31 protein-coding genes are annotated in these 26,869 nt (G+C 71.1%); 24 read left to right on the top strand and 7 right to left on the bottom strand.

The window, feature by feature from the left end; translation table 11 throughout:
- Positions 1 to 438, bottom strand: a complete 438-nt coding sequence (locus ACZ4M3_RS24890; protein WP_136216611.1) for a hypothetical protein — start codon at positions 436 to 438, stop codon at positions 1 to 3.
- Positions 439 to 733: 295 nt separating this feature from the next.
- Here ACZ4M3_RS24890 and hemL point away from each other — a divergent pair, with 295 nt between their 5' ends.
- The 8 genes from hemL to ACZ4M3_RS24930 all read left to right on the top strand — a co-directional run bounded on the left by hemL (position 734) and on the right by ACZ4M3_RS24930 (position 9,027).
- Entirely contained in the window at positions 734 to 2,056 is a 1,323-nt protein-coding gene (gene hemL, locus ACZ4M3_RS24895) for a glutamate-1-semialdehyde 2,1-aminomutase (protein ID WP_467736123.1), read from the top strand.
- Positions 2,053 to 2,742: a histidine phosphatase family protein gene (locus ACZ4M3_RS24900; protein WP_467736125.1), complete on the top strand. Its 690-nt coding sequence runs from the start codon at positions 2,053 to 2,055 to the stop codon at positions 2,740 to 2,742. The genes hemL and ACZ4M3_RS24900 overlap by 4 nt, the downstream gene beginning before the upstream one ends.
- 202 nt (positions 2,743 to 2,944) lie before the next feature.
- Positions 2,945 to 4,171, top strand: coding sequence for a polysaccharide deacetylase family protein (locus ACZ4M3_RS24905; RefSeq protein WP_467736536.1), 1,227 nt, complete (start codon positions 2,945 to 2,947; stop codon positions 4,169 to 4,171).
- A 66-nt stretch (positions 4,172 to 4,237) separates the two neighbouring features.
- Positions 4,238 to 4,879, top strand: a complete 642-nt coding sequence (locus ACZ4M3_RS24910) for a TlpA family protein disulfide reductase (protein WP_467736127.1) — start codon at positions 4,238 to 4,240, stop codon at positions 4,877 to 4,879.
- 4 nt (positions 4,880 to 4,883) lie between these two features.
- Entirely contained in the window at positions 4,884 to 5,672 is a 789-nt protein-coding gene (locus tag ACZ4M3_RS24915; RefSeq protein ID WP_467736129.1) for a cytochrome c biogenesis CcdA family protein, read from the top strand.
- 13 nt (positions 5,673 to 5,685) lie between these two features.
- Positions 5,686 to 7,428, top strand: coding sequence for a cytochrome c biogenesis protein ResB (gene resB / locus ACZ4M3_RS24920; RefSeq protein ID WP_467736131.1), 1,743 nt, complete (start codon positions 5,686 to 5,688; stop codon positions 7,426 to 7,428).
- Entirely contained in the window at positions 7,425 to 8,504 is a 1,080-nt protein-coding gene (gene ccsB / locus ACZ4M3_RS24925) for a c-type cytochrome biogenesis protein CcsB (protein ID WP_467736133.1), read from the top strand. Before resB ends, ccsB begins: the two co-directional genes overlap by 4 nt.
- 25 nt (positions 8,505 to 8,529) lie before the next feature.
- The gene (locus tag ACZ4M3_RS24930) at positions 8,530 to 9,027 is read left to right on the top strand and encodes an SRPBCC domain-containing protein (protein ID WP_467736135.1); all 498 of its coding nucleotides are present in this window, start codon (positions 8,530 to 8,532) and stop codon (positions 9,025 to 9,027) included.
- 29 nt (positions 9,028 to 9,056) lie between these two features.
- Here the strand turns inward: ACZ4M3_RS24930 and ACZ4M3_RS24935 are convergent, their stop codons facing one another.
- Positions 9,057 to 9,353 carry a PLD nuclease N-terminal domain-containing protein gene (locus ACZ4M3_RS24935; protein ID WP_467736137.1) on the bottom strand — a complete coding sequence of 99 codons (297 nt, stop codon included), beginning with the start codon at positions 9,351 to 9,353 and terminating at the stop codon, positions 9,057 to 9,059.
- A gap of 90 nt (positions 9,354 to 9,443) precedes the next feature.
- On the opposite strand from ACZ4M3_RS24935, the gene ACZ4M3_RS24940 reads away from it, so the two are divergent.
- The 4 genes from ACZ4M3_RS24940 to ACZ4M3_RS24955 all read left to right on the top strand — a co-directional run bounded on the left by ACZ4M3_RS24940 (position 9,444) and on the right by ACZ4M3_RS24955 (position 13,076).
- On the top strand, positions 9,444 to 10,901 hold the full coding sequence (locus tag ACZ4M3_RS24940; RefSeq protein WP_136216561.1) for a menaquinone biosynthesis decarboxylase: 1,458 nt from the start codon (positions 9,444 to 9,446) through the stop codon (positions 10,899 to 10,901).
- Entirely contained in the window at positions 10,898 to 11,365 is a 468-nt protein-coding gene (locus tag ACZ4M3_RS24945; protein ID WP_467736139.1) for a hypothetical protein, read from the top strand. Before ACZ4M3_RS24940 ends, ACZ4M3_RS24945 begins: the two co-directional genes overlap by 4 nt.
- Positions 11,362 to 12,285: a menaquinone biosynthesis prenyltransferase MqnP gene (mqnP, locus tag ACZ4M3_RS24950; RefSeq protein WP_467736141.1), complete on the top strand. Its 924-nt coding sequence runs from the start codon at positions 11,362 to 11,364 to the stop codon at positions 12,283 to 12,285. Before ACZ4M3_RS24945 ends, mqnP begins: the two co-directional genes overlap by 4 nt.
- Before the next feature lie 104 nt (positions 12,286 to 12,389).
- Positions 12,390 to 13,076, top strand: coding sequence for a UbiX family flavin prenyltransferase (locus ACZ4M3_RS24955; RefSeq protein WP_467736143.1), 687 nt, complete (start codon positions 12,390 to 12,392; stop codon positions 13,074 to 13,076).
- Here the strand turns inward: ACZ4M3_RS24955 and ACZ4M3_RS24960 are convergent.
- Positions 13,073 to 13,207 (bottom strand): hypothetical protein, encoded by a 135-nt coding sequence (locus ACZ4M3_RS24960; RefSeq protein WP_268250203.1) that lies wholly within the window; start codon positions 13,205 to 13,207, stop codon positions 13,073 to 13,075. The genes ACZ4M3_RS24955 and ACZ4M3_RS24960 overlap by 4 nt on opposite strands.
- Positions 13,208 to 13,330: 123 nt before the next feature.
- Here ACZ4M3_RS24960 and ACZ4M3_RS24965 point away from each other — a divergent pair, with 123 nt between their 5' ends.
- The 5 genes from ACZ4M3_RS24965 (at position 13,331) to ACZ4M3_RS24985 (ending at position 17,902) form a co-directional block, all read left to right on the top strand.
- Positions 13,331 to 13,786 (top strand): Lrp/AsnC family transcriptional regulator, encoded by a 456-nt coding sequence (locus tag ACZ4M3_RS24965; protein WP_136216558.1) that lies wholly within the window; start codon positions 13,331 to 13,333, stop codon positions 13,784 to 13,786.
- A gap of 107 nt (positions 13,787 to 13,893) precedes the next feature.
- A complete protein-coding gene (gene mqnE, locus ACZ4M3_RS24970) occupies positions 13,894 to 15,057 on the top strand; it encodes an aminofutalosine synthase MqnE (RefSeq protein WP_136216557.1) in 1,164 nt (387 codons plus the stop codon).
- 135 nt (positions 15,058 to 15,192) lie between these two features.
- Positions 15,193 to 15,717 (top strand): GNAT family N-acetyltransferase, encoded by a 525-nt coding sequence (locus tag ACZ4M3_RS24975; RefSeq protein ID WP_467736146.1) that lies wholly within the window; start codon positions 15,193 to 15,195, stop codon positions 15,715 to 15,717.
- Positions 15,718 to 15,825: 108 nt separating this feature from the next.
- Positions 15,826 to 16,134, top strand: coding sequence for a DUF4229 domain-containing protein (locus tag ACZ4M3_RS24980; protein ID WP_467736148.1), 309 nt, complete (start codon positions 15,826 to 15,828; stop codon positions 16,132 to 16,134).
- 442 nt (positions 16,135 to 16,576) lie between these two features.
- Positions 16,577 to 17,902: a dicarboxylate/amino acid:cation symporter gene (locus ACZ4M3_RS24985; protein ID WP_467736150.1), complete on the top strand. Its 1,326-nt coding sequence runs from the start codon at positions 16,577 to 16,579 to the stop codon at positions 17,900 to 17,902.
- Between the two features lie 59 nt (positions 17,903 to 17,961).
- Here the strand turns inward: ACZ4M3_RS24985 and ACZ4M3_RS24990 are convergent, their stop codons facing one another.
- A complete protein-coding gene (locus ACZ4M3_RS24990) occupies positions 17,962 to 18,204 on the bottom strand; it encodes a DUF397 domain-containing protein (RefSeq protein WP_467736152.1) in 243 nt (80 codons plus the stop codon).
- Positions 18,201 to 19,058 carry a helix-turn-helix domain-containing protein gene (locus tag ACZ4M3_RS24995; RefSeq protein WP_467736154.1) on the bottom strand — a complete coding sequence of 286 codons (858 nt, stop codon included), beginning with the start codon at positions 19,056 to 19,058 and terminating at the stop codon, positions 18,201 to 18,203. Before ACZ4M3_RS24995 ends, ACZ4M3_RS24990 begins: the two co-directional genes overlap by 4 nt.
- Positions 19,059 to 19,212: 154 nt before the next feature.
- On the opposite strand from ACZ4M3_RS24995, the gene ACZ4M3_RS25000 reads away from it, so the two are divergent.
- A complete protein-coding gene (locus ACZ4M3_RS25000) occupies positions 19,213 to 19,665 on the top strand; it encodes an ATP-binding protein (RefSeq protein WP_467736156.1) in 453 nt (150 codons plus the stop codon).
- Here the strand turns inward: ACZ4M3_RS25000 and ACZ4M3_RS25005 are convergent.
- The gene (locus ACZ4M3_RS25005) at positions 19,610 to 19,990 is read right to left on the bottom strand and encodes a MerR family transcriptional regulator (RefSeq protein ID WP_467736158.1); all 381 of its coding nucleotides are present in this window, start codon (positions 19,988 to 19,990) and stop codon (positions 19,610 to 19,612) included. The two genes, ACZ4M3_RS25000 and ACZ4M3_RS25005, sit on opposite strands and share 56 nt — an antisense overlap.
- Before the next feature lie 141 nt (positions 19,991 to 20,131).
- Between ACZ4M3_RS25005 and ACZ4M3_RS25010 the strand changes: the two genes are divergently transcribed.
- Both ACZ4M3_RS25010 and ACZ4M3_RS25015 read left to right on the top strand, forming a co-directional pair.
- A complete protein-coding gene (locus tag ACZ4M3_RS25010; RefSeq protein WP_467736160.1) occupies positions 20,132 to 20,797 on the top strand; it encodes a class II aldolase/adducin family protein in 666 nt (221 codons plus the stop codon).
- Complete coding sequence (locus tag ACZ4M3_RS25015) at positions 20,794 to 21,195, top strand: carboxymuconolactone decarboxylase family protein (RefSeq protein WP_467736163.1); 402 nt, start codon at positions 20,794 to 20,796, stop codon at positions 21,193 to 21,195. Before ACZ4M3_RS25010 ends, ACZ4M3_RS25015 begins: the two co-directional genes overlap by 4 nt.
- A gap of 20 nt (positions 21,196 to 21,215) precedes the next feature.
- On the opposite strand, the gene ACZ4M3_RS25020 is transcribed toward ACZ4M3_RS25015, so the two are convergent.
- Positions 21,216 to 22,127: an NAD(P)-dependent oxidoreductase gene (locus ACZ4M3_RS25020; protein WP_467736165.1), complete on the bottom strand. Its 912-nt coding sequence runs from the start codon at positions 22,125 to 22,127 to the stop codon at positions 21,216 to 21,218.
- An 82-nt stretch (positions 22,128 to 22,209) separates the two neighbouring features.
- Here ACZ4M3_RS25020 and ACZ4M3_RS25025 point away from each other — a divergent pair, with 82 nt between their 5' ends.
- From ACZ4M3_RS25025 to ACZ4M3_RS25040, 4 genes are all read left to right on the top strand, one after another.
- The gene (locus ACZ4M3_RS25025) at positions 22,210 to 22,581 is read left to right on the top strand and encodes a winged helix-turn-helix transcriptional regulator (protein ID WP_467736167.1); all 372 of its coding nucleotides are present in this window, start codon (positions 22,210 to 22,212) and stop codon (positions 22,579 to 22,581) included.
- A gap of 346 nt (positions 22,582 to 22,927) precedes the next feature.
- Complete coding sequence (locus ACZ4M3_RS25030) at positions 22,928 to 23,815, top strand: helix-turn-helix domain-containing protein (RefSeq protein ID WP_467736169.1); 888 nt, start codon at positions 22,928 to 22,930, stop codon at positions 23,813 to 23,815.
- A 208-nt stretch (positions 23,816 to 24,023) separates the two neighbouring features.
- Positions 24,024 to 24,614, top strand: coding sequence for a hypothetical protein (locus tag ACZ4M3_RS25035; RefSeq protein WP_467736171.1), 591 nt, complete (start codon positions 24,024 to 24,026; stop codon positions 24,612 to 24,614).
- A 185-nt stretch (positions 24,615 to 24,799) separates the two neighbouring features.
- A complete protein-coding gene (locus tag ACZ4M3_RS25040; RefSeq protein WP_467736173.1) occupies positions 24,800 to 26,644 on the top strand; it encodes an AMP-dependent synthetase/ligase in 1,845 nt (614 codons plus the stop codon).
- The last annotated feature ends 225 nt before the right edge of the window (positions 26,645 to 26,869 follow it).

Below are 26,869 nucleotides of genomic sequence, written 5' to 3' on the forward strand. Positions count from 1 at the left end.
TCACGGCCAGACGAGGCAGTACGCCTGGTGGCCCGCCTCGTGGAGGCGGTGGGAGAAGTCCTGCCATTCGTGCAGGAGCTGGTAGACGTTGAACGCGTCGCTCGGACCGCCGCGGTCCGGCACCGTGGACCAGATGAAGGCCGCCGCGCCGACCGACTCCTCGCCGACGCCGCGCAGCGGGTCCACCACCGTCATCGGCAGCTTGACCACCGCGTAGTCGGGGTGCAGGACGACCAGTTCCAGCGGGGGCACCTTGTGCAGGGGTATTCCCTCGATGCCGGTCAGCACCATGGCCGCCATCGTCTCGGGCTTGATCTTGGTGAACAGGCCGCCCATGCCGAGCTCGTCGCCGCCGAGTTCCTCCGGCCGCATGGTGACGGGCACCCGCGCCGCCGTCGCGCCGTCCGGTGCGCCGAAGTACTTGTACGTCACCCCCATACCGCGCCCCTTGGGCAGGTCGTCCGACGGCCGGACGGGTTCGGGTACCGCATCGGCGGCCTCGGTGCCGCGCCGCCGGTGCTTGCCGCGACGGCGGGCATCACGGGCGCGCTGCGGGTCCAGGCCGTCCGTACCCTCGCCCGGTCCACCACCGCGTTGCATATCTCCACCCGACTGGTATTGCCTGCCCCGGCCCCGCGGCCCCCGCCACGCAGCCTGATCATCATGGCAGTGACCTCCCCCGGGGCGGCGCGGTGAAACGCCCGTCCGCAAGTCCGTCGCGGCCTCTGAGACCATGGCTGGTGTGAGCTACCCGTATCCCTATGAAGCCCCAGTCTCGCAGAACCTGTTTGCGCGCGCGTCCGTAGTGACGCCCGGCGGCGTGAACTCTCCCGTGCGCGCGTTCCGCGCCGTGGGGGGTACGCCCAGGTTCATGGTGTCTGGTACCGGTCCGTATCTGACCGATGCCGACGGCCGCGAGTACGTCGACCTGGTCTGCTCGTGGGGGCCGATGATCCTCGGCCATTCCCACCCGGCCGTGATCGAGGCGGTCCAGGCCGCCGTCGCCCGCGGCACGTCCTTCGGTACCCCGGGCGAGGGCGAGGTCGCACTCGCCGAGGAGATCGTCGCGCGCATCGAGCCCGTCGAGCAGGTGCGTCTGGTGTCGTCCGGCACCGAGGCGACCATGTCGGCGATCCGGCTGGCCCGCGGTTTCACCGGCCGCGCCAAGGTCGTCAAGTTCGCCGGCTGCTACCACGGGCACGTCGACGCGCTGCTGGCCTCCGCCGGTTCCGGGCTGGCGACCTTCGCGCTCCCCGACACCCCCGGTGTCACGGGCGCGCAGGCCGGCGACACGATCGTGCTCCCCTACAACGACCTGGCGGCGGTCCGGGCGGCGTTCGCCGCGCACCCCGGCGAGATCGCCTGTGTGATCACGGAGGCGGCGCCCGGCAACATGGGCGTGGTCACTCCCGGCGAGGGCTTCAACCAGGGCCTGGCCGACCTGTGCCGGGAGAACGGCGCCCTGTACATCTCCGACGAGGTGATGACGGGGTTCCGCACCTCCCGCGCCGGCTGGTACGGCGTCGACGGGGTCAAGCCGGACCTGATGACCTTCGGCAAGGTCATGGGCGGCGGTTTCCCGGCGGCGGCGTTCGGCGGCCGCGCCGACGTGATGGGCCACCTGGCCCCGGCCGGCCCGGTCTACCAGGCGGGCACGCTCTCCGGTAACCCGGTCGCCACCGCCGCCGGCCTCGCGCAGCTGCGGCTGCTGGACGAGGCGGCGTACGGGAAGGTCGACGCGGTGTCGCGGCAGGTCCAGGGCCTGGTCACGGAGGCGCTGACCAAGGAGGGCGTCGCGCACCGGCTGCAGACCGCCTCCAACATGTTCTCGGTGTTCTTCACCGAGGACGAGGTGAAGAACTACGACGACGCGAAGAAGCAGGACGCCTTCCGCTTCAACGGCTTCTTCCACTCGATGCTGGCGCAGGGCGTCTACCTGCCGCCGTCGGCGTTCGAGTCGTGGTTCGTGTCGACCGCCCACGACGAGCAGGCCGTGGAGCGCATCGCCGCCGCCCTGCCCGCCGCCGCCCGCGCCGCCGCGGAGGCCACCGCATGAGCAGCAGCACACCGGGCGAGATCACCGTCGTCCACCTGATGCGGCACGGCGAGGTGCACAACCCGGACGGCGTGCTCTACGGCCGCCGCTCCGGTTACCACCTCTCCGACCTGGGCCGGCAGATGGCCGAGCGGGTCGCCGAGCACCTCCAGTCGCGGGACATCACCTACGTCGTGTCCTCCCCGCTGGAGCGGGCGCAGGAGACGGCCGCGCCGGTCGCGAAGGCGCACGGACTGGACGTGGCGAGCGACGCGCGGCTGCTGGAGGCGGGGAACGTCTTCGAGGGCAAGACGTTCGGCGTGGGTGACGGGGCGCTGCGCAAGCCGGCGAACTGGAAACACCTGACGAACCCGTTCAGGCCGTCCTGGGGCGAGCCGTACGTCGAGCAGGTCGTGCGGATGATGAGCGCGCTGGAGGCGGCGCGCGACGCGGCGCGCGGGCACGAGGCGGTGGCGGTGAGCCACCAGCTGCCGATCTGGATCGTGCGCAGCTTCGCGGAGAAGCGGCGGCTGTGGCACGACCCGCGCCGCCGTCAGTGCACGCTCGCGTCGCTGACCTCGTTCACGTTCCAGGGCGATGCGCTGGTGTCGGTGGGCTACAGCGAGCCGGCCCGGGACCTGGTCCCGGCGCACCTGCTGGCGGGGGCCAAGCCGGTGAAGGGGAAGTCGAAGGCCTTCGGCGCGTAGGCGCAGGCGTAGGCCCTGGCCGGGCGGTAGGTACGGGGCTGCGCGCCCCGGCCGCCCGGCGCCGCGCGGTCCCGGCCCGCCACCCCGGGCTCGGCCTGGGATGGACCAAGAGTTGGCCTATTTTCGTACAAGTCGCTCCGAGGGGTCGTGTCGCCCTCCCCCTCCCCGTGAATGTCCGCTTGTATGACATTTCATGAGCGATGTGCGCGACTTCAGCCGAAGGGCGTTGCTCGGCCTCGGACTTGGCGCCGCGGCGGCCGGCCTCGCCGGGTGCGGCGGCGGCGCGCCCGGCCCGGGCAGCCCGGGTCCCGCGAACCCCCGGGGCGGCACCAAGGGCGGCGCGGCCCCCGTCAAGCCGATCGGCGACGGTTCCACCGCCGACACCGGCCCGCAGCCGCACCAGCCGGCCGCCCCCGTCCCGCTCCAGCCGGGCGAGACCCCGCCCCAGTTCGTGGTGTTCAGCTGGGACGGCGCCGGCGAGGTCGGCAACGGCCTCTTCCCGCGCTTCCTCAAGGTCGCCAAGGACCACGGCGCGGCCATGACCTTCTTCCTCTCCGGGCTCTACCTGCTGCCCGAGTCCAAGCGGGAGCTCTACCGGCCCCCCGGCAACCCCGTCGGCGCCTCCGACATCGGCTACCTCAGCGACGAGCACATCCGCGCCACCCTCACCCACGTGCGCCAGGCGTGGCTGGACGGCCACGAGGTGGGCACCCACTTCAACGGCCACTTCTGCACCGGCTCGGGCTCGGTCGCGCACTGGAGCCAGGAGGACTGGCAGAGCGAGATCGACCAGGCCGTGTCGTTCGTCACCAACTGGCGGACGAACACCGGCTTCACCGACCTCGAACCCCTGCCCTTCGACTACGGCAAGGAGCTGGTCGGCGCCCGCACCCCCTGCCTGCTCGGCCAGGACAACCTGCTGCCCACCGCCCGCAAGCTCGGCTGGCGCTACGACGCCTCCTCGCCCGGCGGTGACCAGCGGTGGCCGCAGAAGCGGGAGGGCCTGTGGGACCTGCCCCTCCAGTCGATGCCCTTCCCCGGGCACTCCTTCGAGGTGCTGTCGATGGACTACAACATCCTCGCCAACCAGTCCGTCAACACCACCCGGGGCGTCCCCGGCAACTACCCGTTCTGGCGCACCCAGGCCACCGGCGCCTACCTGAGCGGCTTCAAGCGGGCGTACGAGACGAACCGCGCGCCCCTGTTCATCGGAAATCATTTCGAGGAGTGGAACGGCGGGATCTACATGGACGCCGTCGAGGAAGCCCTCAAGGGCATGTCGGACAAAAAGGACGTACGGCTCGTATCCTTCCGGCAGTTCGCCGACTGGCTCGACGTCCAGGACCCGCGCCTCCTCGCCAAGCTGCGCGCCCTCACCCCCGGCCAGGAGCCGGCCGGTGGCTGGCGCACGTATCTCTCCCTCAGCTGACCAGCGGCTTAACACACCCCCGGGGGGCGCGGAAGATCCGCAAATCGGTCATGCGAAACTTTTCACATGAGCCTTAGCCGCGCGCTTGCCCGCCGAAGTAGCCGCCGCTCGACCAGCGGCCGCGTCAGCCTGCTGACCGCGGTGACCCTCGCGAGCGCCCTCACCCTCACCGCGTGCGGGGATTCGGACAGCAGCAAGCCCTCCGGTTCGGCCGGCGGCAACTACGTCGCGGGCGCCGGCGGCATCTCCACCGTCGCCAAGGGCGAGCGCACCCAGGCGCCCAAGCTCGACGGCGAGACGGTCGACGGCAAGACGCTCGACACGACCACCCTCAAGGGCAAGGTCGTCGTCCTCAACGTCTGGGGCTCGTGGTGCCCGCCGTGCCGGGCCGAGGCCCCGTACTTCGCGAAGGTGTCCAAGGAGCTGGCCGACAGCGGCAAGGACGTCGCCTTCGTCGGCCTGAACATCCGCGACAACAGCAAGCAGAACGCCGCCGCCTTCGAAGAGAACTTCGGGATCACCTACCCGAGCCTCTACGACCCCGACGGCCGGCTGATCCTGCGCTTCCCCAAGGGCACGCTGAACCCGCAGTCGATCCCCTCCACGGTCGTCCTCGACAAGGAGGGCAAGATCGCCGCCCGCACGCTGGTCGCGCTCAACGAGACCCAGCTGCGCTCGATGATCGACCCGCTGCTCGCGGAGAAGTGACCCCGTGGTCACCGAGGTCACCGAGCTCCACCTGCTCGCCGCCGGGGCGACCGGCGTGAACACCACCGTCCTCAACGGGGCGCTGCTGCTCGCGCTGCCGCTCTCCCTGCTGGCCGGCCTGGTCTCCTTCTTCTCGCCCTGCGTGCTGCCGCTGGTCCCCGGCTACCTCTCCTACGTGACCGGCGTCGGCGGCGCCGACCTCGCCGAAGCCCGGCGCGGCCGGATGCTGGCCGGGGCGAGCCTGTTCGTCCTCGGCTTCACCGCGGTCTTCGTCTCGACGGGCGCGCTGTTCGGCTACTTCGGCGACACGCTCGCGGAGAACAAGGACGTCATAGCCCGCGTCCTCGGCGGCCTGGTGATCGTGCTCGGCCTGTTCTTCATGGGGGCGATCCCCGGCCTGACGATGCGCGAGTTCCGCTTCCACAAGAAACCGGCCGCCGGTCTGATCGGCGCGCCCCTGCTCGGCGTACTCTTCGGCGTCGGGTGGACCCCCTGCATGGGGCCCACCCTCGCCGCCGTCAACACGCTCTCCATCGACCAGGCGACCGCGGGCCGCGGCGCCCTGCTGACCACGGTGTTCTGCCTCGGCCTCGGGGTGCCGTTCATCCTCACGGCGCTCGCGTTCCGCAAGGCGCTCGGTGCGTTCGGCTGGGTGAAGCGGCACTACGCGTGGGTGATGCGGATCGGCGGCGGCATGCTGATCGTCACCGGACTGCTCCTCGTCACAGGTTGGTGGGGCACGCTCATCAGCGACATGCAGAGCTGGACCAACGGCTTCACGGTGGGGATCTGAGGACTACACGGACATGAGTACGACCGACAAGGCGTCCCCCGAGGCGTCCCAGCAGACCGCCGCCTCCCGGCAGGCCGAGGCGTCCCAGCAGACGGACGACGCCGCCGCCCGGGCGCAGCTGTCCACCGCCCCCCTGGAGGACGCCCCCGGCGGCCCCGTGGGCATCGGCGTGATCGGCTGGCTGCGCTGGTTCTGGCGCCAGCTCACCTCCATGCGGGTGGCGCTGATCCTGCTGTTCCTGCTCTCCCTCGCCTCCATCCCCGGCTCGCTCATCCCGCAGACCCAGGTCGACGCGATGAAGGTCGCCACCTGGAAGCGCGAGCACGCCTCCTGGGTGACGGTCGCCGAGAAGCTCCAGCTCTTCGACGTCTACAGCTCGGTGTGGTTCTCCGCGATCTACCTGCTGCTGTTCATCTCGCTGATCGGCTGCATCCTGCCCCGCTCCTGGCAGTTCGTCGGCCAGCTCCGCGGCCGTCCGCCCCGCGCCCCGAGGCGGCTGGACCGGCTGCCCGCGTACACGACGTGGCGTACGGAGAAGCCCGCCGGCGAGGTCATCGCGGCGGCGGGGAAGGTGCTCGGCGGCAGCCGCTTCCGCACCGAGACGGCCGCCGCCGAACCGGGTGCCGGCTCGGTGGCCGCCGAGAAGGGCTACCTGCGCGAGGCCGGGAACCTGGCCTTCCACATCGCCCTCATCGTCATGCTGGTGGCTTTCGCCTGGGGGCAGCTCTACAAGTCCGAGGGCGGCAAGCTCGTCCTGCGCGGCAAGGGCTTCTCCAACACGCTCACCCAGTACGACGACTTCAAGTCCGGGTCCTTCTTCACCCCCGACGACCTGCCGCCCTTCTCCTTCACCCTGGACCGGTTCGACGCCTCGTACGCCAAGACCGGCCCGCAGAAGGGCACCGCGCGCGACTTCAAGGCGTACGTCACCTTCCGCGACGGCGCGGACGGCGCACCGCACAAGCGCGAGATCGAGGTCAACAAGCCGCTGGAGGTCGACGGCTCGAAGGTCTACCTCCTCGGCCACGGCTACGCGCCGATCGTCTCGGTGACCGACCCCACCGGCAAGGTGATCTTCAAGGACGCCGTGCCGATGCTGCCGCAGGACTCGAACCTGACCTCCTCCGGCGCCATCAAGGTCACCGACGGCTACCAGAACAAGGACGGCAAGAAGGAACAGCTCGGCTTCGGTGCCATGTTCGTGCCGACCTACGCGGGCGAGGGCAAGGGGACGATGTTCTCCCAGTTCCCCGACCTGGACTTCCCGGCGCTCATGCTCAGCGCCTGGCACGGCAGCCTCGGCGTGGACTCGGGTCTGCCGCAGAACGTCTACCAGCTCGACACGTCGAAGATGCAGATGTTCAAGGACGACTCGGGGCAGCTGTTCAAGCAGAAGATGCTGCCCGGCGAGACGATGACCCTGCCGGACGGCGCGGGCACCGTGAAGTTCGAGGGCATCGAGCGCTGGGCCACCTTCTCCATCACCCACCAGCCCGGCAGCGGCCTCGCCCTCGCGGGCGCAATCGCCGCCATCGGCGGCCTGGCCGCCTCCCTGTTCATCCAGCGCCGCCGGATCTGGGTCCGGGCGGTCACGGGCGAGGACGGGGTGACCGTGGTCGAGATGGCGGCCCTGGGCCGCAGCGAGTCCACCAAGCTCCCGGAGGAGCTGGCCGCACTCGCCGCCGCACTCCACCAGCAGGCGCCCTCGGCGCCCGACCAACCTGTCAAGGAAACCGTTGAAGGGGAGCGCGGATGACGCCGCTCGCAGCCGAGGCCAATGAGAACCTGGCCCAGATCAGCAACTACCTGGTCTATTCGTCCATGGCGGTCTACACGCTCGCCTTCCTCGCCCACATCGCAGAGTGGATCTTCGGCAGCCGCAGCAAGGTCGGCCGTACGGCCGCCGCGCTGACCGGCGCCAAGGCCGCCGCGGCCCCGGCGGTGCAGGTGCGTGCCAAGGGGGGCACCGCCGTCCTGGACCGGCCGAAGGTCGTCACCCGCTCCGCCGCCGGCACCCGTGACGTCCCGGACGGCCCCGGCGCCGCGGGCGGCACCGAGCAGGGCGACCTCTACGGGCGGATCGCGGTCTCGCTGACCGCGCTCGCGTTCCTCATCGAGGCGGCCGGCGTCGTCGCGCGCGCGACGTCCGTGAAGCGGGCCCCCTGGGGCAACATGTACGAGTTCTCGCTCACCTTCTCCACGGTGGCCGTCGCCGCGTACCTGATCCTGCTGCTGCTGGGCAAGAACGTCCGCTGGATGGGCCTGATCCTGGTCACCACCGTCCTGCTGGACCTGGGCATCGCCACCACCTGGCTGTACACCGCGAGCGACCAGCTGGTTCCCGCCCTGCACTCGTACTGGCTGTGGATCCACGTCTCCACCGCGATCATCTGCGGCGCGGTCTTCTACATCGGTGCGACCGGCACGCTGCTGTACCTCTTCCGCGACGGCTACGAGGCCCGGCTGGAGCGCGGCGAGCAGCCGGGCCGCTTCGTCACCTCGGTCATGGAGCGGCTGCCCTCGGCGGCCACGCTGGACAAGTTCTCGTACCGGATCAACGCGGCGTTCTTCCCGCTGTGGACCTTCACGATCATCGCGGGCGCCATCTGGGCGGGCGACGCGTGGGGCCGCTACTGGGGCTGGGACCCCAAGGAGGTCTGGTCCTTCGTGACGTGGGTGGCGTACGCCTGCTACCTGCACGCGCGGGCCACCGCGGGCTGGAAGGGCCGCAAGGCCGCCTACCTGGCGCTGTTCGCCTTCGCCTGCTGGATCTGGAACTACTACGGCGTGAACATCCTGCTCAACGGCAAGCACTCGTACGCGGGCGTCTGACCGGCGGGAGTGGGACGCTGGTGTCATGTCTCCTGTGAGCCATGGCACCAGCGAGAGCCGCGGCGAGGACCGCCGGCTGATCCGCTTCGAGCCGCACCTGCCGTACGCGTACGAGGCCCTCTGGCCCGCGCTGACCACGGCGGACGGGCTGCGCGGCTGGCTGGGCGAGGCGGAGGTCCTGGAGCGGCACCTCGACGGCGCCGTCACCCTGCGCCCGCTCGACGGCGGCCCGGCGGCATCGGGCCGGATCACGGCCTGGGACGTCGAACGGGTCGTGGAGTACACGCTCGGCGGGCTCGGCCGGATCCGCTTCCACCTGGAGCCGGTCGGCACGGACTCGACGGTGATCCGGTTCCTGAACGAACGCGAGGGCCCGGGCCCCGAACCGCCGGAGGTCCTGGCGGACTGGCACCAGCACTTCGAACTCCTCGAAGCGGCGCTGACGGCCCCCGCCGGCTGGTCGCGCGCCCGCCGCGCCGAGCTGCGCGACTCCTACGCGCGCCCCCTGACCCGGCGGGCCTGAGCGCGGGCGCCGGCGCTCAGCCCTTGTCTTCAGTCCTTGTCCTTGTCCTCGTTCTTGTCGCGCTCTTCGCGCAGGGACCGCAGGAACTCCGGGTTGTCGTCGGGGGCCACCCATTCGGTGCGGCGGGCACGGCCGCCGCCGGCCGCCGTCCGGGTCCTGCCCGCGAACAGCCACACCACCGGTCCGACGATCGAGAACAGCAGGATGATCAGCACCCACACCACTTTCGGCAGGTGCTTGACCTCCTCCTCCGGCGTGTTCAGGCAGTCGATGAAGGCGTAGATGGTCAGCGCGATGATCAGCAGGAACGGCAGGTAGCGCAGCACGGTGCGGGACCGACTCCCAGGCAGTGGCGGCGGGCCCACGCGGAGCCCCGGTGACGCCCCCAGGGTAGTAGGTGACGGATACTGGGCCCCATGGCTTACGACGATCTCCGCTCGCTGCTCCGGGCTCTGGAGCGGGAGGGCGACCTCAAGCGCATCAAGGCCGAAGTCGACCCCTACTTGGAGGTCGGGGAGATCGTCGACAGAGTCAACAAGGCCGGTGGGCCCGCGCTGCTCTTCGAGAACGTCAAGGGCTCGGCCATGCCGCTCGCCATGAACGTCTTCGGGACCGACCGGCGGCTGCTCAAGGCCCTCGGCCTCAAGTCGTACGCCGAGATCAGCGACAAGATCGGCGGGCTGCTCAAGCCCGAGCTGCCGCAGGGCTTCATCGGGGTGCGCGAGGCGTTCGGCAAGCTCGGCTCGATGGTGCACGTGCCGCCGAAGAAGGTGAAGGGCGACTCCGCCCCCGTCCAGGAGGTCGTCCTCACGGGCGACGACGTGGACCTCGACCGGCTCCCGGCCCTGTTCACCTGGCCCAAGGACGGCGGCTCCTTCTTCAACCTGGGCCTGACGCACACCAAGCACCCGGAGACGGGCGTGCGCAACCTCGGGCTCTACCGCCTCCAGCGCCACGACAAGCGCACCATCGGCATGCACTGGCAGATCCACAAGGACAGCCGCAACCACTACGCGGTCGCCGCCGCGCGCGGCGAGCGGCTGCCCGTCGCGATCGCCTTCGGCTGCCCGCCGGCGGTGACGTACGCGTCCACCGCGCCGCTGCCGGGGGACATCGACGAGTACCTGTTCGCCGGGTTCGTCGCGGGCAAGCGCATCGAGATGGTCGACTGCAAGACGGTCCCGCTCCAGGTGCCCGCGAACGCCGAAGTCGTCATCGAGGGCTGGCTGGAGCCGGGCGAGATGCTGCCGGAGGGGCCGTTCGGCGACCACACCGGCTTCTACACCCCGCAGGAGCCGTTCCCGGCGCTGACGATCGACTGCGTGACGATGCGCAAGCGCCCGCTGCTCCAGTCCATCGTGGTCGGCCGCCCGCCGACCGAGGACGGGCCGCTGGGGCGCGCGACGGAACGCTTCTTCCTGCCGCTGCTCAAGATCATCGTCCCGGACATCGTGGACTACCACCTCCCCGAGTCCGGCGGCTTCCACAACTGCGCGATCGTCTCGATCGACAAGAAGTACCCCAAGCACGCCCAGAAGGTCATGCACGCGATCTGGGGCGCGCACATGATGTCGCTGACCAAGCTGATCATCGTGGTGGACAAGGACTGCGACGTCCACGACCTGCACGAGGTGTCCTGGCGGGCGCTCGGCAACACGGACTACAGCCGCGACCTCACCGTGGTCGAGGGTCCCGTCGACCATCTCGACCACGCCTCCTACCAGCAGTTCTGGGGCGGCAAGGCGGGCATCGACGCGACGAAGAAGCTGCCGGAGGAGGGCTACACCCGCGACGGCGGCTGGCCCGACATGGTGGAGTCCGACCCCGCGACGGCCGCCCTGGTCGACAGCCGCTGGAAGGAGTACGGCCTGTGAGCCCGGTATCCGCATTCGGGGGCCCCGCCCTCTTCATCGGCGGTGAGAGCACCTACGTGGCCCTCGTCCGCCCCGAACTCGACCCGGCCGACCCGGAGGTCCGCCGGGCCGCCGAGCACGCGGGCGTCACGCCCGAGGAGTTCGCGGGCCCCGGCAACATCTGGGCGCTGATGCTGGACCGCGAGGACGGCGAGGGCGACGGCTTCGAGCTGACCGGCCTGCGCGACATCGAGGCGGAGGACTTCGCCGAGCGGCTGCGGGACGCCCTGCGCGCCGGCGGCCCGTTCACCGTGGAAGCCGGCGACGTCCTGCGCCTGGACGGCCGCCCGGACGCGGACGGCTGGACCGTCACCGCCCGCGTCACCCCGCCCGAGGGCCACGACGGGCCGGCCCAGACCCTGGAGCTGCGGCCCGGGCCGGACTTCGCGGCCGACCTCGAAGCGTTCCGGAGCGACCTCGCATGATGACGACAGCCGACGGGGTCGTCGGTTCCGGTCCCGCGCCGCAGGCCCCCGGCCGGGTCAAGGCGTTCCTGCGACTGGTGATGATCGAGCACTCGGTCTTCGCGCTGCCCTTCGCCTACATCGCGGCCCTGACCGCCATGTTCCAGCTCGACCGCACGATGCACTGGGCCGAGCTGCTGCTCGTCACGGTGTGCATGGTGGGCCTGCGGACCTTCGCGATGGCCGCCAACCGGATCATCGACCGGGAGATCGACGCCCGCAATCCCCGCACCGCCGGGCGCGAACTCGTCACCGGCGCCGTGTCCGTGCGCTCCGCCTGGACCGGGGCCGGGGTGGCGCTGGCGGTGTTCCTCGGCTCGGCGGCGCTGCTGAACCCGCTGTGCCTGGCGCTCGCGCCGCTCGCCGTGGTCCCGATGGTGGTGTACCCGTACGGCAAGCGGTTCACGAACTTCCCGCACGCCATCCTGGGCCTGGCCCAGGCGATGGGTCCGGTCGGGGCCTGGCTGGCGGTCACCGGTACGTGGTCCTGGGACGCGGTGATCCTGGGCCTGGCCGTCGGCGTGTGGATCGGCGGCTTCGACCTGATCTTCGGCTGCCAGGACGTGGCCGCCGACCGCGCGGAGGGCGTGAAGTCCGTCCCGGCCCGCTTCGGCATCCCGGCCGCGCTGTGGGGCGCGCGCGGCGCGCACGTCGTCACCACCGGCCTGCTGGCCTGGTACGCGGTGGCCACGCACGCCGGGGTGTTCTTCTGGGCCGGCCTGGTGATCGTCGTGGCCGCGTTCCTCTACGAGCACATGATCGTCACGCCGCACGACCTGTCCCGGCTGGGCCGCGCCTTCTTCACGGTGAACGGTTTCATCGGGATCGCGCTCTTCGTCTGCGCCGTCCTGGACCTGGCCGTACGCGGACTGACCCTGTAGCCGGGCGGCCCGGGGGCGGCCGCCGCCGTCTTTCGTGTCCACCCTTTGAACGTCCGGGCACCTTACTCCGTGCCCGCCCGCGGTGGCCGGATAGTCTCGGAGTCATGACTGACGGCAAGCGCACCCCGTGGGTGGTCGGGGTTTCCGGGGCGTCCGGGACGCCGTACGCGGCGGCGGTGCTCCGCGGGCTCCTCGCGGCGGGGGAAAGCGTCGACCTGGTGGTGAGCCGGGCCTCGCGGCTCACCCTGCTGGACGAAACCGGCATCGCGTTCCGTGACGCGCACTGGCGCGCGGACCTCGCCCAGTGGCTGGAACGCGGCGCGGACGGCAAGCCGGGCAGTTTCGCCCCGCCCGCGCTGGACGGCGTACGCCACTGGGGGGCCGGGGACCTGGCCGCCGGCCCGAGCTCGGGTTCGTACCCGGTCAAGGGGATGCTGATCGTGCCCGCGTCCACGGCGTGCGTGGCGGGGGTGGCGCTGGGGCTGTCGAAGGACCTGCTCCAGCGGGTCGCGAGCGTGACGCTCAAGGAGCGGCGCCGACTGGTGGTCGCGGTGCGGGAGACCCCGCTGAACGGGCAGACCTTGAAGCACTTGGTGGCGCTGGACGAGGCGGGCGCGGTCGTGCTGCCCGCCTCTCCGGCGTTCTACGCGGGTGCGACGCACATCCAGGATCTGGTGGACTTCGTCGCGGGGCGGGTGCTGGACGCGGCAGGCGTGCCGCACCAGCTGTACCGCAGGTGGGAGGGGGAGCTCGGAGGTACCCGGGCTCCCCGGGAGGCGAGCGGTGCTTAGCGCTTCTTGTCGGTGCGCGGCTTGCGCATCTTGTCGACGCGGTGCGCGGCGGACGGCTGGTCGGTGCGGGATCGGTTGGCCAGCTCCTGGAGCTGTCGCATGTGCGCGTAGGCCATCTCGATCGTGTACACGGTGAACCACTCCTGAAGATCGTCTTTGATCTGTTGAATGAAATCACAGGGTGTTGACCCCTGTGTGCCTTAGATTCTATACCTAGACTCGCAGAATCGCCGAATAATGGAAGGCTCCACGTAATGGACACGGTGGACAGGCAGCTCATCCAGGCACTCCGGGAAAACGGCCGTGCCTCGTACGCGGAGCTGGGCCGTCTCGTGGGCCTCTCCGGCCCCAGCGTCACCGACCGCATCAACCGCCTGGAGACGGCGGGCGTGATCACGGGCTACCGCGCGACCGTGGACGCGGCCTCGCTCGGCCTCGGCGTCACCGCGCTGATCGGCATCTCCCTCTCCGACGCCGCGGACCACGAGGACGTGGCCCGCCGGCTGCGCGACCTCGCCGAGATCGAGGACTGCTGGTTCATCGCTGGCGACGACTCCTTCATGCTGAAGGTGCGCGCCAGCGACGTGGACGGCCTGGAGAAGATCATCCGCAAGCTCTCCGGCACCAAGGGCGTCTCGCGCACCCGCACCACGATCGTGCTCTCCACCAAGTGGGAGAACCGGGTCGGGGAACTGCCCGAAGAGGGCTGAGAGTACGGTGGGTGGCGGTTGCGGCCACCCGGACACGGGTCGGCGCGGCAACCGCGCAGGCACGGGCAGTGCAGGACAGATCAGGACAGACAGAGGAGAGGACCGGCATGGACGCTGGGCTCAAGCGTGAGCTGGAGGAGAAGGTCCGTTCCGGCGAGCGGCTGACCCGTGAGGACGGCATCGCCCTCTACGAGTCCGACGACCTGGCCTGGCTCGGCGGCCTCGCCCACGAGGTGCGCACGCGCAAGAACGGTGACGTCGTCCACTTCAACGTCAACCGCCACCTCAACATGACCAACGTGTGCACCGCGTCCTGCGCGTACTGCTCGTTCCAGCGCAAGCCGGGCGAGAAGGACGCGTACACGATGCGCATCGAGGAAGCCGTCCGCCTGGCCAAGGCCATGGAGAACGAGAACCTCACCGAGCTGCACATCGTCAACGGCCTGCACCCGACCCTGCCGTGGCGCTACTACCCGCGCTCGCTCTCCGCGCTCAAGGAGGCGCTGCCGAACGTCTCGCTGAAGGCGTTCACCGCCACCGAGATCCACCACTTCGAGACGATCTCCGGCATGTCGGCCTCCGACATCCTGGACGAGCTGATCGAGGCCGGCCTGGAGTCGCTGACCGGCGGCGGCGCCGAGATCTTCGACTGGGAGGTCCGCCAGCACATCGTGGACCACCGCACCCACTGGGAAGACTGGTCGCGCATCCACCGCCTGGCGCACTCGAAGGGCCTCAAGACCCCCTCGACCATGCTCTACGGGCACATCGAGGAGCCGCGCCACCGCGTCGACCACGTGCTGCGGCTGCGCGAGCTCCAGGACGAGACCGGCGGCTTCCAGGTCTTCATCCCGCTGCGCTACCAGCACGACTTCGTGGACATGCAGGACGGCAAGGTCCGCAACAAGCTCCAGGCGCGCACGACGATGGCGACGGGCGCCGAGGCGCTCAAGACCTTCGCGGTCTCGCGCCTGCTGTTCGACAACGTGCCGCACGTGAAGGTCTTCTGGGTGATGCACGGCGTGCAGACCGCCCAGCTGGCGCTCCAGCACGGCGCGGACGACATGGACGGCTCGGTCGTGGAGTACAAGATCACGCACGACGCCGACAACTACGGCACCCCGAACAAGCTGGGCCGCGACGACCTCCTGGAGCTCATCCGGGAAGCCGGCTTCCGCCCGGTCGAGCGCAACACGCGCTACGAGATCATCCGCGAGTACCCCGGCCCGGACGCGGACCTGCGCGAGTCGCCGCAGGCGATGCGCGTCTGACGCGCACGGCGCGCGGGTGGTACGGAGGCGGCGGGCCCCGGTCCTGGTGGACCGGGGCCCGCGCCGTTCCCGGGCGCCGCAAGAGGCGCCGGAAAAGCATTGCCGGGCCCATCTGGTAATAGATATTCTCCGCCTATGGCCCTTACTTTTACGGTGGACCCCGTCGTTGACCCGGCCCTGCGCGACGGACTCCTCGAACTCTGGACCGAGGTCAGCAACGCGGGCGGCGCGGTCGGCTTCGTCCCGCCGGTCACCACCGAGGACGTGCGTCCGGCGCTGGTCAAGCACCTGGTGGCGATGGTCGAGGGAAACCACCGGCTGATCGTGGGCCGGGACGGCAACGGCGAGGTCGCCGCCGCCGCCGTCCTCGCGCTGAACCCGCACCGGCTGATGCGGCACTGGGTGACGGCCTACACCGTCATGGTCGCCCCCCGCCTCCAGGGCCGGGGCGCGGGCCGCGCGCTGATGGCGGCCGTCGCCGACGCCGCCCGGTCCCTGGACGGCATCGAGGCGATCCGCCTGACCTGCCGCGGCGGCCTGGGCCTGGAGCACTTCTACGCGGCCTGCGGCTACAAGGAGGTCGGCCGGGTCCCGGAGGCCATCCGGGTGGCCCCCGGCGACGACCGCGACGACATCACGATGCTGCTGCCGCTGCACTGACGGCGGGGCCGCGGGGGCGGCCGACCCCGGCGGACCTGAGCCCGGCCGCGGCGTGCTTCACTGGACGGGCACGTGCCGCCGTACGAAGACGAGAGAGAAGGGGTCACCGTGTCCCTCAAGCCGAGCGCGACGATCCGCTACACCGCGATGCGCCTGGGCATCTTCGTCGGGTGCCTGGTGCTCGTCGCCGTGTTCGTCCACCTGGGCTGGGTGCCCGCCGGGCTGGGCGACGCCAACTTCGCCTGGATCGTGCTGCTCGCCCTCGTGCTCTCCGCGCCGCTGTCCTTCGTGCTCCTGCGCAAGCAGCGCGACGAGATGTCCGTGCAGATCACCGGACGGGTCGCGGGCGCGAAGCAGAAGCTCGCCGAGAACCGCGGCCAGGAGGACGCGGCCGACGACGCCGCCCGCGCCGCGTAGCGCACCGCTCCGGGCAGCCGCCCGGTTACCTTCCTCACACTCCGAACCGCCCCAGCCACGGGAACTCCACCCGTACCGCTGGGGCGTTCGTGCGTTCCGGCGCGACCATGGCTCAAAGGGCGCCTTTGAGATTCTCAAAGGAGAAGTGTTAGCGTGTTCAACATGTTGACCACAGTTGCGCACCAGATGACCGCGAGCGTTCCGCTCGTGGCGCGCCTGCACGTCGACCTCTGCCGCCGCGTGTCCGCGGCCTGTTGCTGTTGTCGCTGACGACACAGCAGCGGTCCCGGCCGGCCCGGCCCTTTCCGGGTGCTGCCGCACCGTGTCCCCACCGCGTCGTCAACACCGCCCCCGTCACCGCCGCAGGAACCTTCCGTCCGTTCCCGCGCGTCCCCGTTCGTCACGTTTTCACGCGTCGTCCCGTACGCGTCACCCCCGGAGAGTGTCCGTGTCCGCCACCCCCCAGGCCCCGGCCCCGGCCGCCAAGGCCTCGTTCAAGTTCCCGTTCTGGGCCCAGATCGTCACCGGTCTCGTGCTCGGCGTGCTGCTCGGCTGGCTCGCCAAGAGCCAGGACATCAGCTGGCTGGGCACCACGCTGGAGCAGATCGGCGACATATTCATCCAGCTGCTCAAGCTGGCCGTCGCCCCGCTCGTCTTCTTCGCCATCCTGGTGTCGATCACCAACCTGCGGAAGGTGAACAACGCCGCGCGGCTCGCCTCCCGCACCCTGCTGTGGTTCATGATCACCTCGCTGATCGCGGTCGGCATCGGCCTCGCCATCGGCCTGCTGACCAACCCGGGCGCCGGTACCGGCCTCACCCCGCAGGACGGCAAGCTGCCCAAGCACCACGGCTCGTGGCTCGACTTCCTGACCGGCATCGTGCCGAAGGACATCGTCACGCCGTTCACCGAGCTGAACGTCCTCCAGATCGTCTTCCTGGCCGCCGTCGCGGGTATCGCCGCCCTCCAGCTCGGCACCAAGGCGCAGCCGGTCCTCACCCTCGCCGAGTCCGTCCTGGAGCTGCTCCAGAAGGCCCTGTGGTGGGTCATCCGGCTCGCGCCCATCGGCACCGTCGGCCTCATCGGCACCGCCATCGCCACCTACGGCTGGGACCTGATCGGCAAGTACGCCACCTTCACCGCGGACGTCTACATCGGCTCCGCCCTCGTGCTGTTCGGCGTGTACCCGCTGCTCCTCGCGACGGTCGCCAAGGTCAACCCGCTCCAGTTCTTCAAGGGCGCCTGGCCGGCCATCCAGCTGGCCTTCGTCTCCCGCTCCTCGGTCGGCACCATGCCGGTCACCCAGAAGGTCACCGAGCGCCTCGGCGTCCCGAAGGAGTACGCCTCCTTCGCCGTCCCGTTCGGCGCCACCACCAAGATGGACGGCTGCGCCGCGATCTACCCGGCGCTGGCGGCGATCTTCATCGCGCAGATCTTCGACGTCCAGCTGGGCATCAAGGAGTACGTGCTCATCGCCTTCGTGTCGGTGGTCGGCTCCGCCGCCACGGCGGGTCTGACGGGCGCCACGGTCATGCTGACCCTGACCCTCTCCACGCTGGGCCTGCCGCTGGAGGGCGTGGGCCTGCTGATGGCGATCGACCCGATCCTGGACATGATGCGCACCGCCACCAACGTGGCCGGCCAGGCCGTGGTCCCGGTGATCGTCTCGGCCCGCGAGGGGATCCTGGACAAGACGGCCTACGCGGCCGCCTCGTCCTCCCCCCTGGAGGAGGAGCCGGCCCGCACCCCGGTGGCCGTGGCCGCCTGACGCCGGTACGCACGCACCGCGGCCCCCGCCCCCGGGCGGGGGCCGCGGTGTTTCCCGGCTCAGCGGGCGGCGGCCACGAACCCGGCCCAGGCGGCGGGGCCGAAGGCGAGGTGGGGGATCCGGGTGTCCTTGGAGTCCCGGACGAGGACGGCGGCGGGGGTGGTGGCCACCTCGACGCAGTCGTTGACGTCGCCGCTGTCGCTGTAGCTGCTCTTGAACCAGGCCACCTCGACGCAGGAGCCGCCCTCGCTGCCGCTGCTGTGACTGCTCTTGAACCAGTCCAGCTCGGGGTTGTCGATCATGTCTCTCCCAGCACTTGCTCGATGAAGGCCATTGACTCCCGTGGCGTGAGAGCCTGGGATCGGATCATGGCATGACATTGCTCAAGGACTCGGAGATGCCTCGGATCAGAGACGGGCCGGCCGTTGAACGCCCCCTCTGAGCGCCCTACCGCCGAACCGTCGGCGAACTTCACTACCTGAATCAACCCGCCCATTCCGGCGTGCTCTTCGCGATCGGTCGGCATGATCTGGATCGTCACATGCCGCAACTGGGACACCTCCAGCAGACGTTCGAGTTGCCTGCGCAGCACCATTGTCCCTCCGATACGACGGCGAAGCGTCACCTCTTCTTGGACGAAACTGAGGGCAGGCGCAGGACACCGCTCGAAGATCGACCTTCGGGCCATGCGGGCAGCCACCCCACGCTCTATCTGCTCCTTGGTCTGCGGTGGCTGCCACATCTCGAAGAGCGCCCGGGCGTAATCCTTGGTCTGCAACAGGCCGTGGATGTTGTGGTTGCCATAGGCGGACAGCTCCACCGCCCTCGCCTCCAGCTTCGCCAGGTCGCGGACCTTCTTCGGGTACCGGACCTGCTCCATGTCCGGCTTCATCGCGCGGATCTTGCCGTCCGCGCCCAAGGCCTCGTCCGCCTTGTCCAGGTACTCCGGGCGCGGGATGCGCTTGCCCGACTCGACCTTGCGGACCAGGTCCTCCCCGTACCCCATGGCCACGCCCAGGTCCGCGACCCGCATCCCCGCCTGCTCCCGCCAGGTCCGCAGCTGGCGGCCCAGCGCGGACAGGACCGCGACCCCCTGTTCGTCCTCGGGATCGACGTCCCAGCCGGCGTCTTCCGTACCGTCACTGTCCACGCCCATGCGCGCTACCTCCGACGAGCCGATGTCCTCAACGCCCCCTGCCCGGGGCAACGGTGCGGACCGGCCGGACAGCTCCGGACAACGTCCGGACAAAGCCCGGACGCAAGGGCGTCGTGCCTTCTCACGCTACGCACGCACCGCCACGCTCTGTGAGGTGAACAGCGAATTCGCCGGACCCGCGCTCGACGCCCGGCACTATGACGTCCTCCTGTCCGCCACCCCCCGCGCGGCCCGGCTCGCCCGGCTGCTCGCCGTCGAGCAACTGCGCGGCTGGGGCCTGCCCTTGGACGCACCCCGCGTCATCGTGGCCGAGCTCGCCGCCAACGCCGTCACCCACGGGCGGGTGCCGGGGCGGGGGTTCCGGCTGGAGTTGCTGGCGCGTCCGGGCCTGCTGCGGATCGAGGTGACCGATACGCGCGGTGACCTGCTGCCCGTGCTGCGCCCCCCGGGGCGGGGGCTGGTGCTGGTCGACGCGTACGCCGACCGGTGGGGCGTACGGGAAGGGCCCGCGCCCGGGAAGGTGGTGTGGGCGGAGGTCTTCTGGACCGGGGCTAGCGCGACGACGTCTGCCAGGCGGACATCTGCTCGCGGAACTTGGGACAGCTGACGATGTCCTCCTCGCCGCACTGGAGGGCGTGGACCAGGAGCTGATGGGCGTGTTCGAGGTCGATCATGCGCTGCTCGACCTCGGCGATCTTGGCGCGGATCATCGCCTGCCTGCGCGGCTGGTCCTCCTGGAACTCGCCGATCTCCGCCAGGGTCAGCCCGGCCTGCTGGCACTTGCGCAGCACCACGATGCGCTGCGCCGCCTCCGGCGGGTAGCGCCGCTGCCCGCTCTGGCGTTCGGGCGCGGGCAGCAGGCCGTGGCGTTCCCAGAACCGGATGGCCGACGCCGGCACTCCGGTGAGCTCCGCGAGCTGTCCGATGGTCATGCGCACGGGCCGCTCCTCCCGTTTCCGATCGGTACGGCGGTCCGCCGCTTGACTTAAACCTTAGTTCAAGTTGAAGAGTGGGGAGCGCGAGGACAGCGGCGAACGCAGGAGCCGCTGGCAGCAGACTTCGGAGGTGCCGCAATGGCAACCACACAGGCAGGGTCCGGGCGGGCGAACGAGCTGGTCGGGGCGGCGGAGGCGCTGTTCACGGCGGGGGTGATGTCCCACTCGGGGCACGCCAACCTCAGTGCCCGGCTCGATGCCGAAAGCTTCCTGCTGACGCCGGGGTTCGTCCGCGGGCTGCGGCCCGGGGACCTGGCGACCGTCAGCCTCGACGGGCGGGTCCTGGCGGGCGAACTGCGCTCCGTCAGCGCCGAGATCATCGCCATGCACAGCGCCGTCTACCGGGCCCGTCCGCAGGTGGGCGCCATCATCCACACCCACTCGCCCTCCGCGACCGCCTTCGCCGTCGCCCACCGGCCGCTGCCGTGCCGGACCGAGCCGATGCTGCGCTTCGGGCAGCCCGAGGAGGTGCCGGTGGTTCCGTGGGGGCCGCGCGGGTCCGACACATCGGTCCGCGGGATCGCCGAAGTGCTGGAGCGGTGCCCGACGACTTCCGCGGCCCTGCTCGCCAATCACGGGCTGCTGGTGTTCGGTCCGGACTCGGCGGCCACCGCCCACCTGGTGGTGGCCATCGAGGAGAGCGCCGAGGCGGAGCTCGCCGCGGCGGCGATCGGCGGGGCCGTGGACTTCCCCGAGGGTGCCCTGGCCGCCGTACGCGCCTCGATCGCCCGGGTCGCGTCATGACGGGCGACCCGACGGCGCCCGAGGCCCGTGCCGACGCCGTACGGGCCCGCTACCGCTCCACGCTCGGCGGCGTTCCGGGCGGTGTGCAGGACCGGCTGCGCCTGGCACGGGACTTCGACCGGCTGCCCACCGAGGAGGCGCTCGCGGCGCTGCGGCACATCGTGCTGACCGAGAACCCGCTGGGCGCGCGCGTGCAGCAGCTCGTCCACTTCGGCCAGCTCCTGTCCCTGGGCCGCGAGCACCCCGCCCGGATCCACGCCCAGGGCGCGCTGCACGCCGGCGCGACGGTCGCCGACCTCATCGGAGTCGCCGAGACCGCCCTGATCACCTCGGGGGTCCCGGCGTACGCGCTGGGCGCGGAGATCGTGGTGGAGCTGCTGGCGGCGGACGCCTCCTGACGTCCCTCGCGGCGCAACGGTCAGTGCGGGTCGCGGATGCCGTCGATGATGCGGGTCCAGTTGTCGCCGCCGTGCCCGTCCTCGATCGCCCGCCGGTAGTGGGACCGTACGGCGAGCGGGAGCGCGAGGTCGAGGCCGAGTGACGCGCTGGTCCCGACGATGTGGTCGGCCGTCGCCCCCATCATGGTGATCGTGCTGAGGTCGCCGGGGTGCTCCCCGGCGTCCAGCGCGGCGCCGGGGGTTGATTCGCCGGCCCGCAGGATGGCGCCGATCGAGTCGGCGGAGGCGAGCAACTCCGGTAGCGCTTCCCGGGCCTTCATGCCCGCGCTGCCGAGCATCGCGGTGGCGTGCATCAGTGCGGACAGGGTGGTCAGGAACACCGCCAGCTGGGCCTGGTACATCATCTGGGCCAGGCCGGGGTCCTGGCCCAGGTGCTTCGGCGTGCCGAGGAGGGCCAGCGCCGTGCGGTGGCTCTCCAGCACCTCGTGCCGGCCGCTGTAGTAGACGTGGGCGGCCGGCGTGCCGACCATCGGCGCGGGGACCATGACACCGCCGGTGAGGAAGGCGGCTCCGTGGGCCGCCGCCCACTGCGCCGCCTCGCGCGTGCGGTCGGGGGTGTCCGAGCTCAGGTTGACCAGCGTTCGGCCGGCGAGCGATGAGGTGTCGCCGGTGAGGACGTCGTACATCGCCTGGTAGTCGGTCAGGCTGAGGAGCACCAGGTCGCTCGCCTCGACCGCCTCGCGGGGTGTCGCGGCGAGCGCCGCCCCGTCGGTGACGAGGTCGTCGGCCCGGCCGGGGGTGCGGTTCCAGACGGTGACCGGGTGTCCGGCGGTGAGGAGGGTGCGGGTCATCGCGCGACCCATCGGGCCGAGCCCGATCACGGTGACGGGGCTGCCCTGCCGGTTGGTGTCGTGGATCTCTCGTTCGTTCACCTCTCCATGCTCGGAGAGGGCTACTAGCCTCGGTAGTACCCACTATTTACTGCGGTACTTACCTTTTGGTTAGGGGGCCGACATGGCCAAGGCGCCGAGGCGCGGGCCGTACATCTGCGGCATCGACGCCGCGTTGGACGTCGTGAGCGGCAAGTGGAAGGGACTGATCCTCTGGGAACTCGACGCGCACGGCGTGCGCCGCTTCGCCCAGTTGCGGCGGGGTCTGGCGGGCGTGAGCGAGAAGATGCTGACGCAGCACCTGCGCGAGATGGAGGAGGACGGCCTCGTGCACCGGGAGGTCTACGCCGAGGTGCCGCCTCGGGTGGAGTACTCCCTGACGGAGCACGGGCACACGCTGAACCAAGCGCTCGGGCCGCTGGGTGTCTGGGGAGCGGAGCGGGTGCGTCGGGAAGGCGCCGGGACGGTCGAGGTGGCCGAGGCTCCGCACGGCTGACCGTCCCGGCGCTGTGGTAGGGGCGCGGAGGTGGTGGAGAGGGCCTTCGGCGGGGTGGTTCGGGGGGAAATATCGGTTGGGGTGAAGGGGTGGTTCACCGGGTCGTGGTGGGGCGGGACCCGGTCGGGTTGGTCCCTGTACTTCCAATACGAAGAGGGTGAATGACCACCCGACCAACCCTCCCGGCCTCCCGTCGCTCGGACGGGTGAACTGTGCCAACTGGGGTGGATTTCCTCTGGGTTGCCTGGCATATGCTCTGGCCGACAACCTCAGACATGAGACGGCCCCCGCCGGGACTGGCATCCCGGGCGAGGGCCTGACCAACTAGGAAGTAACAGGCTTCCCAATGGCTCTCACGCATTCTAGGGCGCTGCCCCGCGCCGCGGCCCGGGTTACGCCCGGGAATCACCGATCCGGCGTCATTCACGTCAAGTCCCGGCACCGCAAGCGCTTCACGGTCGTCGGCAACCACCTCGCCCAGCACGCCCAGCTGTCGGCGACGGCCCTCGGCGTCGCCGTGTACGTCCAGTCGCTGCGGGACGGCGCACCCGTCGGTATCAAGGCGCTGGCCGCGCACTTCCCGGAGGGGGAGATCCGGCTGGCCGCCGCACTGCGGGAGTTGGAGGAGTTCGGCTACGTCGAGCGGCGCGTCGTACGGCTGGACAGCGGGCGGATGGTGACCCGGACGTACTACTACGAGCAGCCCGGCGCGGAAACGGAGGAGCCCGCCGAGCCCCGCCCGGGGCGGGGGCGGCCCGTTGCGGTGCCGGAACCCGCGGCCGAGCCGGAACCCGAGTGGGAGGTCGAGGAGCCGGACCCCGAGGCCGAGGAGCCGGATCCCGAGCCGGAGCCCGTCGCGCCCCTGCACCCCGCCGCCATCGACCTGCTGGCCGGACTGCGGGCGCTCGACCCGCGGCTGCTGCTGTCCGAACGGGACGTCCTGCGCCTGGCACCGGGTCTGTCCACCTGGCTCGAACGCGGGGTCGCGCCCGACGTCATCGGGCGGAAACTGGCCGCCGACCTCCCCGACGGCCTGCGCAGCGCGGCGGCGGTCCTGGCCTACCGGATCACCTCGCTGGTCCCGCCACCCCTCCCCGCGGCCCCGGTTGGCCGCCCGGCCGCCCGCCCGGACCCCTTCCAGACCTGCGACGGCTGCGAACGCGCCTTCCGCGCCCCGGAACCGGGCCGCTGCCGCGAGTGCCCACCCCCCGAGGTCGAGGCCGGGGCCGCCTAGGGCGAAGCGGCTCCGGTCGACAGGTCCGGAGGGCCGGGGGACGATGGGTGGGACGGACTCCTTCCGGAGGCCCAACGGGACGTGCGCGTTGTAGCGCTCCCCCTCCCGTGCACCGTGTCGGCCTTATGGGGCGCCAAGTCCGTGCGCCCGCCGGCAGTGCAGGCCCCGTGGCTCCATCAGCCTCCCCCACCACAGGTGAGGAACGACGATGAACCAACGAACCCGCATCACTCTGTTCACCCCCCTCATGGCCTGTTCGCTGGCCATCGGTACGGCCGCCACAGGATGGGCCGCGACCCCGAAGGCCGCGCCCGCCGCACCGGCCGCCGCCCAGTGCTTCGTCGAACCGGCCGCTGACGCCACGAAGGTGATCGTCACCGGCGAGGGGTTCGACAAGGCCAAGGGCAAGGCCTTCCTCGACCAGACCGACGGCGCGGGCGGCGGCACCGCCACCGTGGGCGACGACGGCAAGTTCACGTCCGGTGACGTGCCGGCCGGCAAGTACCGGGCCTTCCAGAACGGCGGTTCGAGTGCGAACTGCCTGGGCGGCGCGGCGGCCCAGGACGCGGTCAACCAGAAGCTGATCGCCTCCGAGCAGGCGCGCGGTGCCAAGGAGGGCTTCGCCCAGGGGAAGACCGTGGCCCAGTCCGGTGCCTGCAGCGCACAGCCCAATCCACCCCAGCAGAACCTCCAGGGTCTGACCGCCGACACGGCGGCCCAGCAGAAGGCCAAGGAGGCCTACAAGGTCGCGTTCGACAGCTCCTTCAACTCGGCGATCAACAGGTACTGCACCGACTAGCCGCGGCCCCCACCACAACTCCCGTCCTTCGCCCCGCGCTCGGCGCGGGGCGAAGGGCATGCGTGCGCGCCCGGTGGAGGACTCGTGTCCGCGGTGGTCAGGGCCTGTTCAGGGGCTGGTCAGCGGCCGTTACCCGTGCGTAGATTACCGGCGGTAACTCCGGAGTCGAGCCGAGGAGAACGCCCGTGCACGCCGAGCCACAGCTGGTCCCGCCCGTGAAGACCGTCATCGACGGGGTGGTGCGGGAGGTGGCGGTGCCCGCACTCGTAGGGCCGCCCGGCCGGGGATCGCTCGGTGACGTCCCGTTCGACAATGCGGCCGAGGCGCCCGGCGAGGCCGTGCTGGCGCGCAAGGAGGCGGACGGCAGTTGGCGCGACGTGAGCGCCGCCGAGTTCGCGGCCGAGGTGCTGGCCGTCGCCAGAGGACTGATCGCCGAGGGGTTGCGGGCCGGTGACCGGCTCGCCATCATGGCGCGCACCACCTACGAGTGGACCCTGCTGGACTTCGCGGGCTGGGCGGCCGGGCTGGTGACCGTGCCGATCTACCCGACCTCCTCGGCGGCCCAGGCGCGCTGGATCATCCAGGACTCGGGGGCGGTGGCCTGCGCCGTCGAGGACACCACGCAGGCCCGCATCATCAGCGCCGAACGGGTGAACCTGCCGGGGCTGGTGCACCTGTGGGAGTTCGACACGGGCGCCGTGGCCCGGCTCGTCAAGGCCGGGGAGCGCATCCCTGAGGCGCTGGTGCACGAGCGCAGGCGGGTCCGTACGCCGCAGGACGTCGCGACGCTGGTGTACACCTCCGGGACGACCGGGCAGCCGAAGGGGTGCGTGCTGACGCACGGCAACTTCTTCGCCGAGGTGGACAACGCCGTGGAGCTGCTGCACCCGGTGTTCCGCGCCGCGAGCAGCGAACCGGCCTCCACCCTGCTGTTCCTGCCGCTGTCGCACGTGTTCGGGCGGATGGTGGCCGTGGGCTGCATGCGGGCGCGGGTGAAGCTGGGGCACGCGCCGAGCATCCGTACGGAGGACCTGCTGGCGGACCTGGCCGGGTTCAGGCCGACGTTCCTGCTGGCCATCCCGTACGTCCTGGAGAAGGTCTACAACACCGCGCGGGCGACGGCGGAACAGATGGGCCGCGCCTCGTCCTTCGACCGGGCTGCGAAGATCGCCCGGCGGTACGGGGAGACCGGCGGGACGGGATGGGGGCTGCGGGCGGCGCGGGCGCTGTACGACCCGCTCGTGTACCGGCGGATCCGGGCGGCGCTGGGCGGGCGGGTGCGGTACGTCCTGAGCGGGGGTTCGCCGCTGGGGGCGAGGCTGGCGGCGTTCTACACGGGGGCCGGGGTGGAGGTCTTCGAGGGCTACGGCCTGACGGAGACGACGGCGGCCGCGACGGTGACGCCCCCGCTCAAGCCGCGCCTGGGCACGGTGGGCTGGCCGCTGCCGGGGACGGCGGTACGGATCGCGGAGGACGGGGAGGTGTTGCTGCGCGGGCCGCACGTCTTCGCGGGCTACTGGAACGGCGGGGCGGCGGAGCACGGCGGGTGGTTCGCGACCGGCGACCTCGGCGAGCTGGACGAGGACGGGTACCTGACGATCACCGGCCGCAAGAAGGACGTGATCATCACCTCCGGGGGCAAGAACGTCGCCCCGGCGGTCCTGGAGGACGCGCTGCGGGCGCACCCGCTGGTGGCCCAGTGCCTGGTGGTCGGCGACAACCGGCCGTACGTCGCCGCGCTGATCACGCTGGACGGGGAGGGGCTGGCGCACTGGAGGCAGATGCGCAAGAAGGTGGGCGTGCCGGTCGGGGAGCTGGTACGGGACGAGGAGTTGCGGGCGGACGTGCAGCGGGGGGTGGACGAGGCGAACGCGCTGGTGTCGCGGGCGGAGTCGATCCGGCGGTTCGTGCTGTTGGAGCGGGAGTTCACGGAGGCTCGGGGGCACCTGACGCCGTCGTTGAAGCTGAGGCGGGGGGTCATCGGGCGGGAGTTCGCGGCGGAGATCGACGCGATGTACCGGGGGCGGTAGCCCGTGCGGGGCGGTGACGCGGTCGGCTGCGCCACCGTTGCGCGGAGCGGCCCCGGCTGCCCCGGGCCTTCGGGACTCCGCCCCGGACCCTCCCCCAGACTCCGTCCGGGGGACCCCCGCGCCTCAAACTCCCCCAGCTACCGCCGGGAGGTGCCCCCACGGGGGCTGGGTGTGGCGCTCCGCCCCGGGCCCCGCGCGTCAAACTCCCCCAGCTACCGCCGGGAG

The organism is Streptomyces sp. NPDC026522, assembly GCF_055567555.1.

Coding starts and splice junctions, on each gene's coding strand:
- ACZ4M3_RS24890 (WP_136216611.1), bottom strand. CDS start 438: ATGGGGGTGACGTACAAGTACTTCGGCGCACCGGACGGCGCGACGGCG.
- hemL (WP_467736123.1), top strand. CDS start 734: ATGGCTGGTGTGAGCTACCCGTATCCCTATGAAGCCCCAGTCTCGCAG.
- ACZ4M3_RS24900 (WP_467736125.1), top strand. CDS start 2,053: ATGAGCAGCAGCACACCGGGCGAGATCACCGTCGTCCACCTGATGCGG.
- ACZ4M3_RS24910 (WP_467736127.1), top strand. CDS start 4,238: ATGAGCCTTAGCCGCGCGCTTGCCCGCCGAAGTAGCCGCCGCTCGACC.
- resB (WP_467736131.1), top strand. CDS start 5,686: ATGAGTACGACCGACAAGGCGTCCCCCGAGGCGTCCCAGCAGACCGCC.
- ccsB (WP_467736133.1), top strand. CDS start 7,425: ATGACGCCGCTCGCAGCCGAGGCCAATGAGAACCTGGCCCAGATCAGC.
- ACZ4M3_RS24930 (WP_467736135.1), top strand. CDS start 8,530: ATGTCTCCTGTGAGCCATGGCACCAGCGAGAGCCGCGGCGAGGACCGC.
- ACZ4M3_RS24940 (WP_136216561.1), top strand. CDS start 9,444: ATGGCTTACGACGATCTCCGCTCGCTGCTCCGGGCTCTGGAGCGGGAG.
- mqnP (WP_467736141.1), top strand. CDS start 11,362: ATGATGACGACAGCCGACGGGGTCGTCGGTTCCGGTCCCGCGCCGCAG.
- ACZ4M3_RS24955 (WP_467736143.1), top strand. CDS start 12,390: ATGACTGACGGCAAGCGCACCCCGTGGGTGGTCGGGGTTTCCGGGGCG.
- ACZ4M3_RS24965 (WP_136216558.1), top strand. CDS start 13,331: ATGGACACGGTGGACAGGCAGCTCATCCAGGCACTCCGGGAAAACGGC.
- mqnE (WP_136216557.1), top strand. CDS start 13,894: ATGGACGCTGGGCTCAAGCGTGAGCTGGAGGAGAAGGTCCGTTCCGGC.
- ACZ4M3_RS24975 (WP_467736146.1), top strand. CDS start 15,193: ATGGCCCTTACTTTTACGGTGGACCCCGTCGTTGACCCGGCCCTGCGC.
- ACZ4M3_RS24990 (WP_467736152.1), bottom strand. CDS start 18,204: ATGATCGACAACCCCGAGCTGGACTGGTTCAAGAGCAGTCACAGCAGC.
- ACZ4M3_RS24995 (WP_467736154.1), bottom strand. CDS start 19,058: ATGGGCGTGGACAGTGACGGTACGGAAGACGCCGGCTGGGACGTCGAT.
- ACZ4M3_RS25005 (WP_467736158.1), bottom strand. CDS start 19,990: ATGACCATCGGACAGCTCGCGGAGCTCACCGGAGTGCCGGCGTCGGCC.
- ACZ4M3_RS25010 (WP_467736160.1), top strand. CDS start 20,132: ATGGCAACCACACAGGCAGGGTCCGGGCGGGCGAACGAGCTGGTCGGG.
- ACZ4M3_RS25015 (WP_467736163.1), top strand. CDS start 20,794: ATGACGGGCGACCCGACGGCGCCCGAGGCCCGTGCCGACGCCGTACGG.
- ACZ4M3_RS25025 (WP_467736167.1), top strand. CDS start 22,210: ATGGCCAAGGCGCCGAGGCGCGGGCCGTACATCTGCGGCATCGACGCC.
- ACZ4M3_RS25030 (WP_467736169.1), top strand. CDS start 22,928: ATGGCTCTCACGCATTCTAGGGCGCTGCCCCGCGCCGCGGCCCGGGTT.
- ACZ4M3_RS25035 (WP_467736171.1), top strand. CDS start 24,024: ATGAACCAACGAACCCGCATCACTCTGTTCACCCCCCTCATGGCCTGT.